Source organism: Hymenobacter sp. 5317J-9 (assembly GCF_022921075.1).
In the GTDB taxonomy this organism is placed as follows: domain Bacteria; phylum Bacteroidota; class Bacteroidia; order Cytophagales; family Hymenobacteraceae; genus Hymenobacter.
In genome coordinates this window covers 18,597-35,038 of the sequence record NZ_CP095052.1, presented here as the reverse complement: position 1 = coordinate 35,038, position 16,442 = coordinate 18,597, and the positions used below count along the sequence as shown (strand labels likewise).

The following is a 16,442-nucleotide window of genomic DNA, read 5'->3' as shown; positions in this document are numbered from 1 at the left end:
CGCGCGGGCCCGCGTTCGACGCCGGATTGGGCACTTTTCCGCGGGCCCTAGGCATAACGAGGATTTAGAGTCGCTACTTTGCAAGGGTGATAGAAAGAGATAACCGCCAAACCCTTCTTTACCTGCTGTTGAGTACGGTCGTGTTGGTCGGCTTCGTACTCTGGCACTACCCGCCTGGCCGGGCCACCGACCCAGCCAACGGAATGGTGCTGGAGCCTACCAGTGACGTTCCTCGTCTGCGCATTGCCTGGGCTGTCGCGCGTACCTCCGTCCTGTTGCTAGCACTGCCGGTTTTGTATGCGGCACTCCGGAAGCCATCAGCCCGCCATCTGTGGGTCGTGTGGGTGTTGCTCGTTGCCTGCTGGCTGTTTGCAGGGGATTGGTACCCCAATGTAGACTAAACCCGCGCCTGCTGAGCATTTAGCAATTCGAGCCATCGTCCACGCAAAGGGTAATTTCAGTTGTTGCGCAAGCGTTCTTGCTCTTCCCGCACCAACTGCTGCAGCTCCGCTTCCGACGGCAGGTTTACCTGGTACTTGCTGACGAAGAGTTGCTCGGCCAGGCCCGTGGTCGCGTAGCGCACGAGCGTGTCGTTCTTCTGCGCGCACAGAATCAGCCCCACCGGCGGGTTGTCGCCTTCGGTCATCTCCTGCTCGCGGTAGTAGTTCAGGTACACGTTCATCTGCCCCGCGTCGGCGTGGCTGAACGCGCCAATCTTCAGGTCCACCAGCACGTGGCACTTCAGGATGCGGTGGTAGAAGACCAGGTCGATGAAGTAGTGCGCGTTGTCAAACGTAATGCGCTTCTGCCTCGCCTCGAAGCAGAAGCCCCGCCCCAGCTCCACCAGAAACGTCTGCAGGTGCGCAATAATCGCCGCTTCCAAGTCGCTCTCGCTGTAACGGGCCCGCTCCTCCAGCCCCAGGAATTCCAGCACGTAGGGGTTTTTCACCACGTCGACCACCGCCAGCGGCTGCGCGCCGGCGTGGCCGGCCAGCACCGCGGCCTTGTCGGTCGAGAGCCCCGTGCGCTCGTACAGCGCGGACTCAATGGCCCGCTTCAACTCCCGCACCGACCAGCTGTTTTTCACCGCGTGCACCTCGTAAAACGCGCGCTGCAGCGGCCGGTCCAGGGCCAGCAGTTCCAGAAAGTGCGAGAAGCTCAGCCGGTTCAGCAGCAACTCCGGCGCCAGGCCCGGCAGGGGCTGGGAGTCGCCCGCCGGGACCGGCGCGGCCGACGGGAAAGGCGTCGACGCGTCCCCAAAGCCCGTTCGGTGCAATTCCGCAGACACCGTCTGCAACATCCGGGGGTAGGCCCGGTAAAATTCGCGGCACTGGTACAGCCGCCGTTCCGCGAGCCCTTTGACGCCGTGCAGGCGCCGCGCCAACTCCGGCAGCAGGCGCTCGCCGTACGCGGCCCGGTCGCTGCCGCGCTGCTCGTACTCGGCGATGTGCCAGCCGATGAGCCAGTTGCGCACCGTCAGCCAGTAGTTGATCTGTTGCGCGGCCGCTCGTTGCGTTTGGGCGTGGAGCTGCCCAATCTGTTCCGCCAGCCGCGAAAGCGTCGTTTCTTCCATCGGGGCCAAGTTACGCGGGTCCCGTGGGTCTGCCGCGAGGCGGCAACCACAAAAAAGCAGATTCTTTACCAGAAAATTGGCCCCGACTATCGTTCACTTTAACGGTCCGAAGAGCCGAAGCAAGCTTATCGCCGCTTCTTTCTTACCTCCTGCACCCCGCAGGCCACGAGAATGAGCAATGCCAAAAAGAAGGGAAACAGCCGGCCCCACAGGGGCAACGCCGTCGGCGTGGAATAAAAGGGCCCCGCGGCGACGAGAGCCGGCCGCGTCCACAGCACGGCAGCGAGCAACCAGGCCCACCCGACAAGACGTAGTTGCATCAAACGAAAGCAACGCCTGTTCCGGCAAAGGGTGGATAGCCTCGTGCGCCATGCGACCATGTGGCGCGGCAGGCCCTTTCTCTCCGCCACGAGCCGGTCAGTACACCGAGCAGACGGGTGCCTGCTCGATGACGGCCACGGGGCTTGTCGCTGCGCTTACGGCTTGCGCCGCGTGCTTCACAAGTGAAGCCAGCAAAGCCCCGGCTGCTGGACGCATCCGGGGCTTCGGAATAAGGTAGACAAGAACGCGCACCTCCACGCGACGCCTCGAGCGGGGCGTGGCTCGCCCGGTGGTCAGGAGCCGACCGACTGCGGGCCGGGGCCACGGGGAGGCCCTAACCGTGCGCTTGCGTCCGGGCGGGCGGGCGAAGAAGCGGGGGCCAGCACCACAAAAACATCAGTCAATGTTCTGCTGGTATCCCGTTCGCTGGTTCCACTCTATGGCCCTTCGCAACCCGGGCTGGCCGGGACGCCCGCCGGATGCCGATGACACACGGAAGGTGTAGTCGACCCATTTTCCTGCGGGAATCACCCGGTCGGTTAGGTCCACGGACCCGCCCTGCCAGCAGGACGACCCGTCCCCGTTGTTTTGGTAGGCTTCGTTTTCTTTGAGTGTGATGGGGAAAGGATTCATGTTGGCGATGAATATGTGATAGGTCCAGCCCCAACAGGTCGCCCCTTCTCGTTGGAAATCCGACACGAGGCGCCAGGAGACGGAGACTTTTCCTCTGGATTGCAAGCTATAGTCCCCTTGCGCGTGCGCGGAATAAACCGTGGTCAGGAGCAGGAGAACGAATGCCGTTTTGAACAGGGAAGGTTTCATGTCATGAATGGGAAAAGGTGGGAAAACACGCGTTCGGCTTGCCGTCGGGTGAACGCCGCCTTGTCGGCCCCGCAAGCCGGCCTTTCGCCGGGCTAGGCGCCGGCTCATTTGTCGTACCACGTGTGGGCAATGTAAACCCCCTGCCCCCCGCGTTCGAGGCACTCATTTTTCGCCCGGGTCTGGGCATCCGTCGCATTCGAATATCCGCCGGAAGCGCCGACCGTCCGGACACCGGCCGCCGTTTGGCCAATCGCAATGGCTCCGTACCCTTTCGAACCCGTCGAATAGATGGAATACGGGCTTGTGCCCCCCATGCTTTGGCACCGCTGGTAGGCGCAGTTGGCTACGTCGTTGTTGCCGTAGCAATAGCCGTACGCGCCGGTTTGCGAGCACAAGTAGGCCGCCATCTGCGCTTTTCCTTGGAACGAAGCGGCAATTAACAAAAAAGTGAACGCGGCGATTTTCATGGTGAGGAGGTTTAAGTGGGGCATGCTTTGGGGAACGTGAGGCAACCGCAGCACATGGGAACCGCTGACGGCCTGCCCCGTGGCGCTCCCGGGCAGACAACGCCGCGACGCGCACGGGACTAATTTGACTCTAATGTAGCAATCGTTATAGTAAATACAAAAGTGTTAATATTTATATTAATAAAATATTTTATCTCCAATGTTCTATTCCCATAAATGGCTTGAATTCATGCCCGTAATGGCTTGTGTCAATGCTTGTTGATTTCCCGTGCGGGCAGTTGCCATAAGCGGTGCCCCAGGGGCAGCAAATGGGCCAACTGAGGCAGGACGGACGCCCATCCTTTCGTGCGGCACCGGCAAAAGGATGGGCGTTTGCTTGATGCCACAAAGAAGCCCCGGCGGCGGGACACCCCCGGGGCTTTGGTAGCAAGAGGAAACGAAGGGCTGGTTGAACCGCAGCCGCTCGAATGGCTCAACGCAGCGGGGGGGCGAGGGCGCGGACGAAACGGGGCACGGGCGGAGCGGTTGGGGATGAGGAGCGGTTGGGGATAAAAGGTATGACCAGGCCCACCACGATCCCGCCGCGACAAGGGCGGGAGGTACGGGCGCCGTGACGGCCTTGAGGCCCGGCCGTGGCGGTCGTTCGAAAAACCCACTGCGCCACCAAGCCCACCACTCATTCTACGACCGCTTTCAGACGCGATCCGTTTCATTCGAGAATAGGTAGTTTTGCGAATACTAAAATGTCTGTCTAATCCATTCTCGAAAACTGTTAACTCTGAAGGTTGCATGGTTTGCTAATGGCATCTTAAATCGGTGGATCAGTAAGAACGAATTGGTCCAAGTAGGACAGACGTTTCAGTAGCCCCGGCAAGGGAGCATATACCCTTTACCCGCACAGTTACGGGCGCCTCCCGGTGACCAGCATCTCGTTGGCCTTCAAAATCAATGGTAACACTCTGCCCCTTCAACGTCAGGCTGAGACGGAGAATGTGCTGGACCGTGTTGGTGAAGTGTAGAAACCAGGTGAGGACCAGCGGGGCCACCTGTTTAAAGCGGGTAGGTGAGTTGCCAACCTGCCGGAAAAGCGCGGGCAGCGGTGAGGCAGCTAAATCGTTGAATCCCCCACTGAAGAGCCACCGCATTGGGCCTTGTTCCAGAGGCTGCGTGTTCAGCAGGAGCAGCTCGGCTCTTGCTTGTGCCTGCATATCGGGCGTAAGATTACTGTATGTCACCTCCGTGCGGGCAATGAGCTCCTGCGTGTCGGCGGTTAGGTGCCAGGTTTCTCGGTTGTTTTCCGTCACGGCGTGCAGGTCTTGTTGCGTGCAGCGGTAGTAATGCCACCTAAAAACCACGCTGGCCAAGCCGTCGCCGGACTGACGCAGGGTGGTAAGAAAAGCGACTTGGGAAGGAGTTGCGGGGCGCAAGGCCATTTCCAGCTGCTTCCCAATTTTTGCATGATGTACGGGTACGACTTCCCACTCTCCGCTGCGCTTTACCAGGAGTGCCTGCTGTGTGCCAGAGGCGCTGGCAGTTGCACGTTTGGGAGCAGCTGTTACCGACGCTGCCTTTGGGAGTCCGCGAGTTGTCGTCTTTTTATCCGTTTCGGCTGGCGCTGCTGCCGGCTTCTTGGTTGCCTTATTTGTAACAGCCGCAGACGTAACCACTGGCTTAGCCACTGCCTTCTTTGCCGGTGCCATGAAAATCTCGTGTACCCGTTTCGCCACTTGGAAAAGTGTCTGATTCACCTGGCCTTCAGAGAGTAAGTCCAGCGGCTGGTCAGGGCTATTTACTGCCTGAAACTCACTGAGGGACGTCAGTGGGAAGGCACTGGTGCTCAGCAGTAAGGGTAAAATGATAGTGCCTTCCTTGGCGGCAGCCTTCAGCAATGGGGGTAGCTCATCGGAGTTGATAAAGTCCGAAGCCAGAAAATTGGAACTGATGAGCAGAATGGCTACCCGTGTTTTAGCAAGCGCACTTTCAATTTCTACCCGCCACTTGTCCCCCGACCGCAGCTTGGTATCTACCCAAACATTGATTTTGAAATCACGCTCCAGTGGCTTTAGGTGCGTTTTCAGCCGTTCCATCCAGGCTTTGTCGCGCTGACTGTAGCTGATAAAGATGTCGGTGCGGGCCACCACGGCTTTTTTAAGTGCACGCTTCGCCAGAGCTGCCGGTTTAGCGGGAGCCACTTTCTTGACCGCAGCAGCAGTGGATTTCTTGGTGGGTGCTGGTTTTTTGGTGGGCATGCGGCAAGTAAGTTAAGCTAGAAAATTAACTCTCTAATTGGATTGAAGCGATTAATAGGACCCCTAAATATTCACCACTCAAGCAAGCCCTGCAGCTCGGCTTCTACCGCTTGCCAGCTCTGGTCCAAGTTCACAGTAGCAACCCGGAGCCGGTGGGCAGTATCGAGGAGTTGATAGGAGTGCCGCAGCTTCCCATCTACCACAGGGTAGAGTAGCAGCCCATCCACTGGGCGGGTAGGTTCCTGGCGTTGGGCGTGCTGCACATACGCAAAGAGCTGGTAGAGGTGGGCGGATATAATCTTTTCTTGTTTGTAGTTCTGTTTGAGGGCTTTGCGGTAGTACTTGCAGTCCAGGATAAGCTTGCGGGTAGGGCTAGTGAGTGACACGTCCGTTTGCATGATGGGCAGCAAGGCTTTGGCTTCATCAGTAGCCGGTTTAACAGCCCACTTTAGCGTCTCCGAGCCCACTTTGTAAGTCTTTTGACGCCGTCGGTAGAAGTTGCGTACGAACCGCTCGAACAGGGCGGCCATCCGCTTGTCGTTGCCCGTGAAGTTGCGGAATAACCGCTCGCCAGCTTCCTGCGTGAGCAACACTTCCTCGTGCACCAGCTGGCAGACGCTGAGCAGCAAACGGTAGTGAGCCGTATGCCGGTGCAGCACCACTTGGTCATATACCCGGATGTCGGGCACGGCTATCAGGTCCACGTCGGCTAGGCGCACGTACAGCCCTCGGATTTCCCGGCGCAAGGACTTGTCCAGCTCCTGGGCCGTGAGCAAATGATACAGTGCGGACTTGAGCAGCCGGTTTACGGGCACATCGTGGCTCAACTCGTCGAAGGCGCACCAGCCCCGGGCCGTGAGCAGGGTTTGCTGCCGGATGGATTCACTGAGCAGCAGCTTGCCCCGAAGGCGGCCGGTCAGCTCCATTTCGGGCACGTAGTCGCGGGCCAGGCCGCGCTTGAGCACGTGCGTGGTGCCCTGCACGAGTACCCGCGCCAGCAGGTCCAGCATCGAGTCGGCGGGCTCGGCCGTTACGGCTACCTCGTCGGCCTCATCGAGCTGGTCCCAGGCGTAGGTGAGCAGGTGGTAAAGGTTCTGAACCGGGATGCTCATGCCGGGCCGTGCAGCGCCGCAATGGCTTTGTTCGCCTTGGTTTCGCTATCAAACCAATACTCCCGCAGCAGAGGAGCTAGGTCGTGGCTCACAATGGCTTCCCACCAAGCAGCCGGTGTTTCCTCGCCCAGCGGGGTACAGAAATAGCTGTGACCAATTAGGAAGCCCGAGCCTAAGTTTTTATCCTCCTTGATGGCCAGGTTCAAGGCGGCTACCCGTGTTAGAATATCGGCTGCCATTTCTTCCGGAATATGGTTGCCGATTAGCTGCTGGCGGAGCTTGTCGCCCAGCATCGGTACCAGGTCCACGAAGGTGAAGCGCCGCCGCAGCGCGTAGTCCACCAGGGCCAGCGAGCGGTCAGCCGTGTTCATCGTGCCGATTATGTACAGGTTGGGCGGCACGAAGAAGGGCGCTTCGCGGGGCTTGCGGTAGGTGAGGGGCAGGGCGTAGGTAGCGTTGCGTTTATCGGCTTCCAGCAGCATGAGCAGCTCCCCGAAAATCTTGCTCAGGTTGCCCCGGTTGATTTCGTCAATAAGGAAAAAATAGTCCTGCTTCGGGTCGTCGTGGGCGCGCTGCACGAAGTCCACGAACACGCCATCGGCTAGCTCGAAACCGTTGGTAGCGGTAGGGCGCCAGCCCCGGATGAAATCCTCGTAGCTGTAGCTCTGGTGAAACTGCACGAGCTGCACCCGGCGGTTGTCCTGCACGCCCATTTGCAGCCAGGCCAGGCGGCGAGCCACGTAGGTTTTGCCCACGCCGGGTGGACCCTGCACAATAATGTTTTTCTTGCGCTTGAGCGCGGCCTGCAGGTGCTGAATCTGGGCGGTGCTGAGAAACAAGTCCTGCTCGGCTTCGGCCAGCGTGTAAGGCCTGGGAGGGGACGGCACTACCGGCTTCTCTGCCGGCGGCAGGGGCTGCGGCTTCCCAATCTGCTTCAAGTGCGTGGCTTCGGCCAGCTCCGCCAGAATGGGTTTGAGGAAGGTGTGGTAGCTGGTGATGCTGGTGAGCGTTTTGGTGGGCACCCCAGGGCCGGCCTTGTCCTCCATCCAGCCTTCCAGAAGCCAGTTCACCGCACGGATGTTATTGTGTACCGTCCGGGCGGTGTCGAAAGCATAGTCTCCCGTTACCTGACCGATGCCGAGAATCTTACGGCGGCCAATCTTCACTACTACGTAGTCGCCGGGACGGATTTCGTGACAAAACTGCCAGCAGGCCAGCATATTATTGTTGTGGGTGGTGTCGCCACCGTAGTGCTGTTTCAGCGCATGCCGCAGCTCCTCATCGTTGGCGTACTGGCGCAGGTCGCCCAGGGCTTCCCAACCGATGGACATGACGCCTTCGGCCTGCCAGGCTTTCCAGAACGTGCCGCCCTCGCCGGCGCCAATGGCCCAGTAGTTGGGGCTAAAGGCCGGTTCCGGCGCCGGCGAGGTATAGTTGGCAACTGGTTCGGCGACTTCGTCCGGGCCGGGCTGTTCTAATTTTGCAAGGCCCGCCGGGGGCGGATTTTGCTGTGCGTAGGCCTCCAGGATTGCCGCCCACTGACTGGTGCGGTTCCAAACCATGCTGCCGGTATTGAAGGGCGTGCCGGTCAGATCTACGGGCGTCGTCACCAGCCATTCTACGGGGCAGTAGTGGGGCGGCTGCCCATTGTCGTGCGCAAAGTGGCCGGTGGCCTGGCCGATGCCCAGCACCCGGCGCGGGCCCCGCGTGACGATGACGACGTCGCCGGGCTGCACCTGGGCTAGCAGCTGCGAGCCGTCGCCATTACCGTTGCCCTCGGTGGCGGGGCTGGTCAGCAGCTGGTGGAACAGCGGCCGCACCACGCCTTGCTGGCGAAACTGTAACCACACTTCCGGGCTGGCTTCTACTTGCGTCGCCCAGTAATTACGTTTTTTGGGGGCCGGAACGGCCGAATTCAGAGACATAGGGTAGAATAGGGGTTGCTGCTATACGCGGCGGCAAGATGCATTATTTGCCTGCACTTGTTTAAGCAAACTACCTTAAATCTATATCTCTCTTACCGTGTTCAGGAAGTCATCCAGTTTGTATGCCCCGTCTACTACGCGGCGCTCGTATACCATGAAGTAGCGGAAGGCGTTGCCGGCTTTTTGTGCCCAGGTGGCCCCCAGCTTGATTTTCTGCTCGGCGTCGAGGTGGTCGCCCTTGGTTTCGACCACCAGCGTTTTGCCGCTTTTCGTCTGGATGATGAAGTCAGGGTAGTGGTTCAGGAAGCCGTTGATGCGGAATCCTTTGCCGCGCTCCAAGTTGCGGGTCCAGAAGGCGATGTTGGGCAGGTTGGCGATTTCGTTGATGACCTTCTCCTCGAAGCCGTTGATTTTTCCCTCTTGTTCATACAGCGACTTGGTGATGTCCTTGCTGGTGTCGCCGGGCGCAATCTGCGTCGGAAAGGCGTAGGCGGGCTGGATAAAGGCCTTGTCTTGGTCGAGGAAGTTGCGGAATTGCTTGTAGGCGTAGTCCTCCGACAGCAACTTAATCTTGTCCTTGATTTTGCTGGTGTAGGTGTACTCGTGGTTGGCGAAGTCGGTGAACTGCTCGTCGGTGAAGTCTTCCAGAATGCGCTTTACGTAGCGCTCAATCTCCTTGTCGGCAATGGGGTAGAGGTTACCGATAAGGTCGAGGATGCGGCGCGTGAAGTTCTTCACGCGGCTGTCTTTGCGGCTAGGGTCGAGAATGAACGCCATGATGCGCTCCTTGGCGTCGCCGTCGATGCGGGCGAAGCTGGGCGTGGCTTCCTTCTTGGTTTCGTCGAGGTCCACTTTGTAGAGCTCCGCCGACACACCGTCGAACTTGATGTTGGTGTCGGCCTTGCCCAGCGGGAAGCCTTCGAGCAAGTATTCCTTTTCCAGCAGCACGGCCTGGCTGCCTTCGCCGCTGTCGAAGAGGCTGGCGGCGGGCTTTTTCCAAAAGAACTGCGGTAGCACCAGCGCGGCGGCCTGCTCGCGAAATATTTCCTTGATGGGATAGGTCTTCACGAGCGATTGAAGCACGGTGGGCAGGGGCGGGGCGCCGCCGGCGGTGCTGGCGGCCACATTTTTTTCAAACTCGGCCTGTTGGGCCAGGGCGGCTTCTGCAATGGCTTGCACCGAGCCGGTAGCGGCCAGTGGGTCGGCCACCGACACGGCCGCGGTGGCTTCGTCGCTGGCCGTGGCCAGCGGCGCAATGCGGCTGGTGTCGATGTCGGCCAGGTCATCGGCCGCGGCAGAGGGTGCGTCGAAGTTCAGCGGGGCCTGCACGAAGCTTGTCAGCGGGTCGGGCTGGGGCGCGAGCGTGGCCGGGTCGGCCACCTTGTAGTCGCGGGCGCTGAAACCGGCCTTGTTGAGGCCCACCACGATTTTATCCAGCGTCTCCATGAACTTGCTGGAGGCTGTCAGCACGTAGCTCATGTTGAGCATGGGCGCGGCGTGCGGCGCCACGTAGGGCTGGCGCAGCACGCGGCCCAGAATCTGCTCCACGTCCACGGCCGACGACTTATCGGCCAGCGAAGCCAGGATGTAGGCAAACGGCGCGTCCCAGCCCTCTTTCAGGGCATTCACCGTGATGATGTAGCGCACTTCGCACTTGGGCGAAGCCAAGTCCTCGTTCTTCAATTCGTTGAGGCCGGCCGTCTTGATGCGGATGTGGCTTTCCGGAATTTTCAGGTCGAGGAGCTTCTTTTTCAGCTGCTCGAAGGTGGTGTTGTCGTCGGCTATTTTGGGCTGGGCCTGAAACAGCACGATGGGCCGGATGTAGCGCCCGCCGGCTTTCTGCTCCTGCTTGGCCTGCAGCTCCAGGTTGCGTTGCAGCTGCAGGGCCGAGTTGATGACTTCCGTGCGGTCGTTGTGGTTGTAGACGATGACGGGCAGCTTCACCATGTGCTCCTTTTTGAGCGCCAGCGCGTCCACGAAGCTGATGAGGTTGCTGTTTTTGCGGGGAGTGGCCGTCAGGTCGAGGATGAACGAGGGGTTTAGGTTCTTGAGCATGTCCACGCTCAGGTCGCTTTCCGCGTTGTGGCTTTCGTCCACCACTACCACCGGGTTCAGGGCCTGAATCACGCGCATGAGGGTAATGTCCTCGTCATCTCCCAGCAGCGTGCCGAAGGACTGCAGGTTGCCGTTTTCCTGGTACACCTTGCGGTCTTCCTTGTTTTTGGCCCGCAGGCTGTCGAAGCTCAACACCACCAAGCTCAGCTGCTCTTGCACGCTGCTGGCCGAAAAGCCGCTGCCTTGCAGCAGGGCCGCTTTGTCGTATACCTCCACGCGGCCAGCGAAGTGGGTGTTGATTTTCTGGCGGTAGGGGTGGCCGACATCTTTCAGGTTGCGCAGCGTCTGGTCGAGGATGGTGATGGATGGCACCAGCCACACCACGGCCCTGGGCCGGTCCACCGGAAAGGCCCCGAAGATGGTGCGCAGCGCGTTGGCCGCCAGGAAGGTTTTGCCGCCGGCCGTGGGCACCTTGATGGTGACGTGTGGCACGCCCGGCACCGTGTTTTTGTAGGGCTCGATGGCCGTGCCCGGAAACGGCTGTAAAGGCGTGCGCAGGTGCGCGGCCCAGAAGTCGTGGAAGGCATCGGGCAGGTTTTTGGTGGCCTGCACGCAATCGAGAAAGCGGGCGAGGTCCGTAATGACCTCCTGCTGGTAGGGTTTCAGCTCCATATCGGCCAGGGGGTTAGAAGCGCGAAATGTCGCGGGGGATTTTCTTGAAAATGATGCCGTGCTGGGTCAGGAACTCGGCCGGCAGCAGGCAGTTATCGGCGTAGATGATGTACTGCCCGGCGCGGGTGCGCATGGTGGCCAGGAAGTCGTGATTAAGCGTGGTCACGGCGTTGGGCTCGTAGTGGAAGTAGTAGGCCGTATCGTCGTGCCGGGCCAGAAACGCGGCGTTGTCGGCCTCGGCCTCGGCTAGGGGGGGTAGGGCCTGCTTGGTCTCGGCGTAGTAGATGTACTGGCGCAGGCCCGGCAGGCCGGCCCGCTCGTTCAACTCGCCGCCGTCGGCAAACACCGGCTCGCCCAGCGTGAGGTAATCGAAGCTGCCGCCGGTGCCGGGCTGGCCGGCGTAGCCCTGCATCACGCGCTTCACCCGCTCCGCCGTGATGTGCTCGGCGTAGTCTTCCATCTCGGTGAGGATGAACTTGCGGTTGCCGCCATCCTGCTGGTTGAGCTTGAGCACGGCGTGGGCCGTGGTGCCGCTGCCGGCGAAGCTGTCGAGGACGATGGAATCTTTGTCGGTGGCAAGTTGCAGAATTCGCTCAATTAGTCTGGTAGGCTTTGGGGTCGCAAAGCTGGCAACATCATGTAATATTCTATTTGTCTCTTGCTTAGCTTCTTGGGTATGTCCAACTTCTTGAAACTTCCAAATTGTCTGAGGCACAACACCTTGTTTCGTTTCAGTTAGAAAACGCTTCAGGCGGGGCATATTGTCGCCTTTAGGGCCAAACCATAGCCTATTATCTCCTTTAAGCCTTTCTAATTCGTCAAGGGGTCTGCTCCAACTGCGACCTTTTGCTGGATGAAGTACTTTGCCAGAAGGAGAGGTGATACCATAAAAGTCTCTGTCTCGATGTTCAGGCCTCGTTAAATCACTAGAAGTCCATACACCACGGAAGTCGTTGTCAGGATTTTTATATCTGTCATCTTGCTCCTCTGTTCTTGTCAGCAGATTGCGCTGCCACTTCGATTTGCTCTTAGCAAAGCATAAGATAAAGTCGTGGTTTTCAGAAAAATATTTAGCGTCGTTTTGTGGGCTAAATTTCTTTTCCCAAATCAGTGAATTGATAAAGTTGGCACCACCGAATATTTCATCACCAAGAAGCTTTAAATGCGCTTGCTCATTTTCATCTATCGAGATGAAAATTGCTCCATCTTCCGCCAGCAGCTTGTGCAGCAGCTTGAGGCGCGGGTACATCATGCAGAGCCATTTATCGTGGCGGGACAGGTCTTCGCCTTCCTTGCCCACTACCTGGCTCAGCCACTTCTTGATTTTGGGGTCGTTGACGTTATCGTTGTACACCCAGCCCTCGTTGCCGGTGTTGTAGGGCGGGTCGATGTAGATGCACTTGACGCGGCCCTCGTACTGGGGCAGCAGGGATTTCAGGGCTTCGAGGTTATCGCCGTGGATAATCTGGTTGCCGCTGCCGGTGGGCTTGGGGGTTTGGGTGCCGTCGGCCAGGGCCCCGTACTGGTGGTCGAGGAGGCGAAACGGAACGTCCTGGTGATGGTTGATGACTTTGTCTTTACCAATCCAGTGGAGGGTGGGCATGCGGGGTTAGCTCAAGGTGTAAGGACGAAGGTACGGAAGGGTGCAAGGCATTTTATACTTAGGTGTAATGCGACTAGTGGGTTTAGCAATTAAGAGGTAACTTACTTCCTTAGTTAGCACCCAATAAGCTGTTTTATGCGAAAAATTGTACCTCACGTAACCCAAATCCGTCCTCTATCTGCTTTTTCCCAACCATCCATGGCTTACACGTCTCGCACCGCCAGTGCCGAAGTGCTGACTTCGCTCGCCATCCTCAAAGTACAAGTTGGGCAAGGACAAGACTTTCTGCAAAACTTTATTCCATTCGTGGCCGAATGCGTGCGTGCCGACCCCAGCGGTGTTGTCACGGTACCGGCCATACAAGCGGGCTTTAAGAAACTATTTGGTTTTAATGTGCCGGCTGGGGTAGTACTGAATTTGTTACGCCGTGCTACTAAACAAGGCTACCTTACGCTCGACAACCGGGTTTATCGGCCGGTCCGTGCGGCACTGGATACATTAACGATTGAGCATGACCGTGAACAAGCGGGCCAAGAACTGGATAGTCTGGCGTTAGAATTTCAACAATTTGCGCTTGAAGCCTACGAGCACCACCTCACACTGTCAGAAGCCGAGGATGCGCTGTTTGGGTTTATCACCGAGCACGGCGTATTCTCGCTGCTCGATGGGGCCGCACGTAATGAGCTGTCAGCTAAACAAAACGCTTCCGGTCATTTTTTGGTTGGGGCGTTTCTTACCAAGCTGATTGACGCCGATTCTGAACAACTCAAATACTTCGAGCGCGCGGTACAAGGCAGTATGCTTGCTTCTGTTCTCCATTTCGAGGACAAAGTGAACGTGAGTGCTACTTGGCAAAATGCCTCCGTTTACTTCGACACCCCAATCCTGCTGCGTGTAATCGGGCTGTACGGGGAAGAGGCCAAAGCCCCCTATTTGGAGTTGATTGACCTGTTGAAAAAACAAAACGTTGGTCTGCACTGCTTTCAACCCACGCTCAGTGAGATTGACCGGGTGTTGGGCTACATTCAGGAAAACCTACGACAGGGCCGCCGCGAACTTACCGTATTCGAGGACTTGGGCGAAGGCTTGCTGTCGTTGAACTGGACTGCAGGCGACGTGCAGACGGAACGAGGCCGTGTTGAGCGGAAACTGCTGGCCCTTGGCATTACGCCGCACGAATTACCCAGGTCGCAAGCGCACCTTACACCCAACATGACCCGGGTTGACGACATCTTCCAACAAACGGTGGGGTATCGCAACGACAACGCCCGCGTCCATGACATTGAGGCCGTACTGGCGATTCATCGGTTACGCAACGGCCTGCGCCCTACACAAATAGAGCGCAGTGCTGCCATTTTCGTCACCAACAACTTTAAGGTTGTTAGCGCAACGCGAGAAGCATTCAAGGAATGCTTTGGCTATCGTGGCGAAGACGTGAATGCCTGCACGTCAGCTGAAATATTAACCACCATCGCTTGGCTGAAAAGCAGTGCCAAGCTCGGCGTGAAGGGCTCCTTGCCGCGCAAACAACTCTTGGCCGATGCTTACGCGGCCATGAAGCCGTCGAGCGAGGTGTGGAGTGCTTACCTAGCGGAACTGCAGAAGCTGCGCCAAGATGATTTAGTGACCGATGAGGATGTGCTTTACTTGCGTTGTGCTCCCGAAGCGGTGTCGGCTCTGGCCCGCGTCACTCTTAACGAACCAACCGCTTTTGTGGAGGGTACCGTTGAGCAAGTGTTGGATATGGCTCGTGCTGCCAACCGATACGAAGCTGAACAAGCGCAACAGGCGGCCGCAGAGGCTTTAGCTACTGCTGAGGAAGAACGAGCGAAGCTCGCTAGGGAGCATCAGTCAACAGTTGAAGCGAATCAACAGCAACAACAAAACATTTCTCATTTGGCTGCGCTAAGCCAACAGCAGCAGCAAGAATTGCAGAGCAAAGACAAAGCCGTGATGGAATTGAATGCCCAACTCGCCGCTGCTACAGCGCATGTGGCCGGTCGCACTCTAATAGCACAGCGAGTAACTAAGGTATTGCGTGTGGTATTCTTTGTGCCGCTTTTGTTCGGACTTATCTACTTGGCGTGGCTGTATACAATCAAGCCGGCTGTTTCCCCCGAGTTCCTACAAGCATGGGCTAGGAAAGACTTTTTTCATTCCCCGGTTTTGGTGCTGGTGACGCTAACCATTGCAACGCTCGTCGGTGCACTCCTTTCGGCCGTTGATTACACTCAGAGGGCTTTCATGCCAGTGGAACGTTTGCTAATACGTATGCTCGGTGGGCAGGCTTAAGGTTGCAATTTGTGTTTGTGGTTATAAAAACCTACTTTTTACATCACACCTGCATTTACTTTGAATGAGCACTTTACACAACCTTAGCCTTTATTCGCCTGCCTTTGACAACTTCGAAGCTGTCATGAATCACTATTCTCCTCTGGTTTCTAAAACCAACCAAGAAGGTTTAGCCTTACTTCAAGAAGCCAAGGCTGCTCTTGAGTATTACGAGGCAATGCCAGAGCAATTGACATACCGCCAAGCACAAGATGCCGCCAACGCTTTACGCAAACCCAATGGAATAATTGGTGCCTTAGAAAGCTCGTTTGTCGACGTGTTTAAAAGTTTCACTTCTCATCTTCCTTCGTCTTATGATGAGAAGTTAGAGCCTGAGAAGGCAGAGTACATATACCAGGAGGCGATTGATAGAGCTGAAAACGTGATAAAATACAATAAGTCTTTGCTTAGCTCACTGCCAAAGAGATTGAGCAATTAGCAGGCAGATGGTTTTATCGTTCTGTCAAGTCTGGAATCGGCAACAGTTGCATTCTTATTGAGTGCGTCGTTTGAGCAGTCGCTGCACGGACATGGGCAGGAACAGCTTCCCCCTTCGGGTGCGGTAGCCGCCCTGGTTCAACTCCTGGGCAATCTGCTGGAGCGTGTGTCCCTGGGCGTGGAGCAGCCCCCCGAGCCGGGTGGCCTGCTGGTTCTGCAGGTTGTCGCGGGCGTTGGCTTGCCGCACGTGCCGACTCTTTTCGATGGCTTCGGCCGTTAAGTTGGCCGGCGTGCCCAGTTTCGCGCCCCGCGCCTTCTTGGCGGCGAGCGCGTCCTTGGTCCGCTTGGAGATGGTTTCGCGCTCGTGCTGGGCAATGACGGCAAACAAGCCCACCGTTAAGGTATTGGCGTCGGGCATGTCGCAGCAGACGAAGGCCACCCCGGAATCGCGCAGGGCAAAGATGAACCCCGCGTTCCTGGACAGCCGATCTAGCTTGGCAATGAGCAGCGTCGCCCCCACCCTTCTCGCCTCGGCAATGGCCGCCAGCAACTGCGGCCGGTGGTTCTTCTTGCCGCTCTCGATTTCGACGTATTCGGTGAGCAGCTGCGCCGGGTCTTGCACGAAGGCGCGCACGGCGGCTTGCTGGGCTTCAAGCCCCAGACCGGAATGGCCCTGGCGGGCGGTGCTCACGCGGAAGTAGGGGACGTACGTAGGAAGGGAAGCGGCCATGGTCTGGGGCGATTTCCGGCAAAGCTACTTCGTATAACGTTTAAGAAACGACCGTTTAACAAACGTTATACGCCCCTGCTCTGCTATGGCAAACCCTACCTCGCAACGAAATAGGTAAGAATTATCGGAGCTTATGCTGCTGCA

At 57.9% G+C, this 16,442-nt stretch carries 11 protein-coding genes; 2 read left to right on the top strand and 9 right to left on the bottom strand.

Translation table 11 applies throughout. The features are described from left to right. Window positions 1-457: 457 nt before the first annotated feature. The 8 genes from MUN81_RS22595 to MUN81_RS22560 form a co-directional block, all read right to left on the bottom strand. Window positions 458-1,573, bottom strand: coding sequence for a PDDEXK nuclease domain-containing protein (locus MUN81_RS22595; protein ID WP_245117582.1), 1,116 nt, complete (start codon window positions 1,571-1,573; stop codon window positions 458-460). Between the two features lie 717 nt (window positions 1,574-2,290). Continuing rightward, window positions 2,291-2,716: a hypothetical protein gene (locus tag MUN81_RS22590; RefSeq protein ID WP_198979612.1), complete on the bottom strand. Its 426-nt coding sequence runs from the start codon at window positions 2,714-2,716 to the stop codon at window positions 2,291-2,293. Window positions 2,717-2,820: 104 nt separating this feature from the next. Then, window positions 2,821-3,183: a hypothetical protein gene (locus MUN81_RS22585; RefSeq protein ID WP_198979611.1), complete on the bottom strand. Its 363-nt coding sequence runs from the start codon at window positions 3,181-3,183 to the stop codon at window positions 2,821-2,823. An 821-nt stretch (window positions 3,184-4,004) separates the two neighbouring features. After that, window positions 4,005-5,432 (bottom strand): toll/interleukin-1 receptor domain-containing protein, encoded by a 1,428-nt coding sequence (locus MUN81_RS22580; RefSeq protein ID WP_245117581.1) that lies wholly within the window; start codon window positions 5,430-5,432, stop codon window positions 4,005-4,007. A gap of 71 nt (window positions 5,433-5,503) precedes the next feature. Beyond that, window positions 5,504-6,544 carry a hypothetical protein gene (locus MUN81_RS22575; protein ID WP_245117580.1) on the bottom strand — a complete coding sequence of 347 codons (1,041 nt, stop codon included), beginning with the start codon at window positions 6,542-6,544 and terminating at the stop codon, window positions 5,504-5,506. Beyond that, window positions 6,541-8,469, bottom strand: a complete 1,929-nt coding sequence (locus MUN81_RS22570) for an AAA family ATPase (RefSeq protein WP_245117614.1) — start codon at window positions 8,467-8,469, stop codon at window positions 6,541-6,543. Before MUN81_RS22570 ends, MUN81_RS22575 begins: the two co-directional genes overlap by 4 nt. An 81-nt stretch (window positions 8,470-8,550) precedes the next feature. Next, a complete protein-coding gene (locus MUN81_RS22565) occupies window positions 8,551-11,196 on the bottom strand; it encodes a DEAD/DEAH box helicase family protein (RefSeq protein ID WP_245117613.1) in 2,646 nt (881 codons plus the stop codon). A gap of 13 nt (window positions 11,197-11,209) precedes the next feature. Beyond that, complete coding sequence (locus MUN81_RS22560) at window positions 11,210-12,799, bottom strand: site-specific DNA-methyltransferase (RefSeq protein WP_245117612.1); 1,590 nt, start codon at window positions 12,797-12,799, stop codon at window positions 11,210-11,212. 198 nt (window positions 12,800-12,997) lie between these two features. On the opposite strand from MUN81_RS22560, the gene MUN81_RS22555 reads away from it, so the two are divergent. Both MUN81_RS22555 and MUN81_RS22550 read left to right on the top strand, forming a co-directional pair. Further along, complete coding sequence (locus tag MUN81_RS22555) at window positions 12,998-15,091, top strand: hypothetical protein (RefSeq protein ID WP_245117611.1); 2,094 nt, start codon at window positions 12,998-13,000, stop codon at window positions 15,089-15,091. 64 nt (window positions 15,092-15,155) lie between these two features. Continuing rightward, window positions 15,156-15,569 (top strand): hypothetical protein, encoded by a 414-nt coding sequence (locus MUN81_RS22550; RefSeq protein ID WP_245117610.1) that lies wholly within the window; start codon window positions 15,156-15,158, stop codon window positions 15,567-15,569. A 54-nt stretch (window positions 15,570-15,623) separates the two neighbouring features. Here MUN81_RS22550 and MUN81_RS22545 read toward each other — a convergent pair whose 3' ends face one another. Then, complete coding sequence (locus tag MUN81_RS22545) at window positions 15,624-16,298, bottom strand: recombinase family protein (protein ID WP_245117609.1); 675 nt, start codon at window positions 16,296-16,298, stop codon at window positions 15,624-15,626. Between the last annotated feature and the right edge of the window lie 144 nt (window positions 16,299-16,442).

What these genes read in the sequence shown, in the direction of transcription:
- MUN81_RS22595 (WP_245117582.1), bottom strand. Translation starts at nt 1,573, where the DNA reads ATGGAAGAAACGACGCTTTCGCGGCTGGCGGAACAGATTGGGCAGCTC.
- MUN81_RS22590 (WP_198979612.1), bottom strand. Translation starts at nt 2,716, where the DNA reads ATGAAACCTTCCCTGTTCAAAACGGCATTCGTTCTCCTGCTCCTGACC.
- MUN81_RS22585 (WP_198979611.1), bottom strand. Translation starts at nt 3,183, where the DNA reads ATGAAAATCGCCGCGTTCACTTTTTTGTTAATTGCCGCTTCGTTCCAA.
- MUN81_RS22580 (WP_245117581.1), bottom strand. Translation starts at nt 5,432, where the DNA reads ATGCCCACCAAAAAACCAGCACCCACCAAGAAATCCACTGCTGCTGCG.
- MUN81_RS22575 (WP_245117580.1), bottom strand. Translation starts at nt 6,544, where the DNA reads ATGAGCATCCCGGTTCAGAACCTTTACCACCTGCTCACCTACGCCTGG.
- MUN81_RS22570 (WP_245117614.1), bottom strand. Translation starts at nt 8,469, where the DNA reads ATGTCTCTGAATTCGGCCGTTCCGGCCCCCAAAAAACGTAATTACTGG.
- MUN81_RS22565 (WP_245117613.1), bottom strand. Translation starts at nt 11,196, where the DNA reads ATGGAGCTGAAACCCTACCAGCAGGAGGTCATTACGGACCTCGCCCGC.
- MUN81_RS22560 (WP_245117612.1), bottom strand. Translation starts at nt 12,799, where the DNA reads ATGCCCACCCTCCACTGGATTGGTAAAGACAAAGTCATCAACCATCAC.
- MUN81_RS22555 (WP_245117611.1), top strand. Translation starts at nt 12,998, where the DNA reads ATGGCTTACACGTCTCGCACCGCCAGTGCCGAAGTGCTGACTTCGCTC.
- MUN81_RS22550 (WP_245117610.1), top strand. Translation starts at nt 15,156, where the DNA reads ATGAGCACTTTACACAACCTTAGCCTTTATTCGCCTGCCTTTGACAAC.
- MUN81_RS22545 (WP_245117609.1), bottom strand. Translation starts at nt 16,298, where the DNA reads ATGGCCGCTTCCCTTCCTACGTACGTCCCCTACTTCCGCGTGAGCACC.